The 2,291-nt window shown below is 45.6% G+C and carries 1 protein-coding gene; it reads left to right on the forward strand.

From position 1 onward, the window contains the following. Positions 1–514: 514 nt before the first annotated feature. On the forward strand, positions 515–2,291 hold a 1,777-nt coding region (gene thrS, locus Q0314_RS07575; protein ID WP_298057940.1), incomplete at its 3' end, for a threonine--tRNA ligase.

Consider the following 2,291-nt stretch of genomic DNA (forward strand, 5'->3'; position numbering starts at 1 on the left):
GGTAGTGGTCGATGGTTCGAGTCCATTCGGGGCCACCATTTTGCTTCTTTTGATTCAAAATTTCACTTTATCTTTCGGCTGTAAATCCAATACGTCAAATTTGCCAACTAAAGCCAAAATATATTTATTTTCTAAAATTTAACTTAATTGGCGTCAAATTTGTGCGGGTTTTTTGGGAATAAATTTAAAGATTAAGGCGCAAAGGCAACCACTCCTTTGCGCAATTTGGGAGAAAAATGAATCAAAACAATGCAAAGACGAGATAAATGCATGATTCATTCGATGAAATATTAGCGTTAGTTTTCTTAAAATATAATAAATTATATTGAGAATATTACCGATTTAACAATATTTAAAATTTAATCAATATATTCTATTATATTCAAAACTCAAATTTGACCGCCGTTTAAACCCAAATCAAATAAAACATTAAGTAAAGCTTAAAAACAATTTAGCTAAAATCAAGCCCAATTCTTTCAGCGTAAGAAAGATGTTTCGATAAAAAGGACGCAAAATGAGCGATATCATCGCATACAAACTGGATGGAAACATAGTCGATACTCAGAGTATCAACGGGCGAGAAAACGCCGCAGAACCGATTTATTTTGACAACTCCCCAGACGCGCTAAACGTCATCAGGCACTCCTGTGCGCACCTCATGGCGCAGGCTATCAAAGAGCTTTATCCGCAGGCTAAATTTTTCGTCGGACCAAACGTCGAGGACGGATTTTATTATGATTTTAAGGTCGATGAGGCCAACAGCAAGCTTAGCGACGAAGATCTAGCGGCGATAGAGGCCAAGATGAAAGAGCTAGCCGAAGCTAAGCTTGATATCGTCAAAGCAAGCTCCACAAAAGCCTTTATGAGCGATAAATTTAAAGACGACGAGCTAAAACAAGAGGTGCTAAAACGCATCCCCGAGGGCGAAGTCAGCAGCTACAAGCAAGGAAATTTCGAGGATTTGTGCCGCGGACCGCACCTACCTAATACCAAATTTTTAAGATTTTTTAAACTAACCCGCGTAGCCGGTGCGTATCTGGGCGGCGACGAAACGCGCGAGATGATAAACCGTATTTACGGCACCGCATTTGCCGATAAAGAGAGCCTAAAAGAGCACATCCGCATCATCGAAGAGGCCAAAAAACGCGACCACAGAAAGCTTGGCGTCGAGATGAAGCTCTTTACCTTCGACGAAGAGGTCGGCGGCGGCCTACCGATCTGGTTGCCAAACGGCGGACGCTTGCGCTCGAAGTTAGAGCAAATTTTATACAAAGCCCACCGCGACCGCGGCTACGAGCCGGTTAGAGGCCCCGAGCTACTAAAAGCCGACGTGTGGAAAAAGAGCGGCCACTACGCAAACTACAAAGAAAATATGTACTTTACGACGATCGACGAGGCCGAATACGGCATAAAGCCGATGAACTGCGTCGGCCACATCAAGGTATATCAAAGCGACATCCGTTCGTACCGCGATTTGCCGCTTAAATTTTTCGAATACGGCGTCGTGCATCGCCATGAAAAAAGCGGCGTTTTACACGGACTTTTCAGGGTGCGCGAATTTGCCCAGGACGACTCGCACATCTTTTGTATGCCAAGCCAAATCAAAGAAAATATCCTAGAAATTTTAAAATTTGCCGGCAAAATAATGGAAAATTTCGGCTTCCACTACGAGATGGAAATTTCGACCAAGCCTGCAAAAGCGATCGGCGGGGACGAAATTTGGGAAACGGCGACCAAAGCGCTAAAAGAAGCGCTTGACGAAAACGGCTTTAAATACGGTATCGACGAGGGCGGCGGCGCATTCTACGGCCCAAAAATCGACATCAAAATCACCGATGCATTGAAGCGAAAATGGCAGTGCGGCACGATACAGGTCGATTTTAACCTACCTGAGCGCTTTGATCTGGGCTACATCGACGCAAATAACGAGCGCCAGCAGCCCGTCATGCTTCACCGCGCGCTACTGGGAAGCTTTGAGAGGTTTATCGGCATTTTGATCGAGCACACGGGAGGCGAGCTACCGTTTTTCGTAGCTCCGACGCAAGTAGTCATCGTGCCGATCAGCGACGCGCACCTAGACTACGCTAAAACCGTCGCCAAAGAGCTACGCAAAATCGGCGTAGATAGCGAAATCGCTAGCAAAAACGAGAGCCTAAACAAACGCATCCGTACCGCTGAAAAGCAACGAGTGCCGATGATAGCCGTACTTGGCGACAACGAAGTGGCAAATAGCGCTATCGCTCTGCGCGACCGCACGACTAGGGAGCAAAAAGATATGAAGCTGGATGAAT

The organism is uncultured Campylobacter sp. (assembly GCF_938040115.1).
Taxonomy (GTDB): Bacteria; Campylobacterota; Campylobacteria; order Campylobacterales; family Campylobacteraceae; genus Campylobacter_A.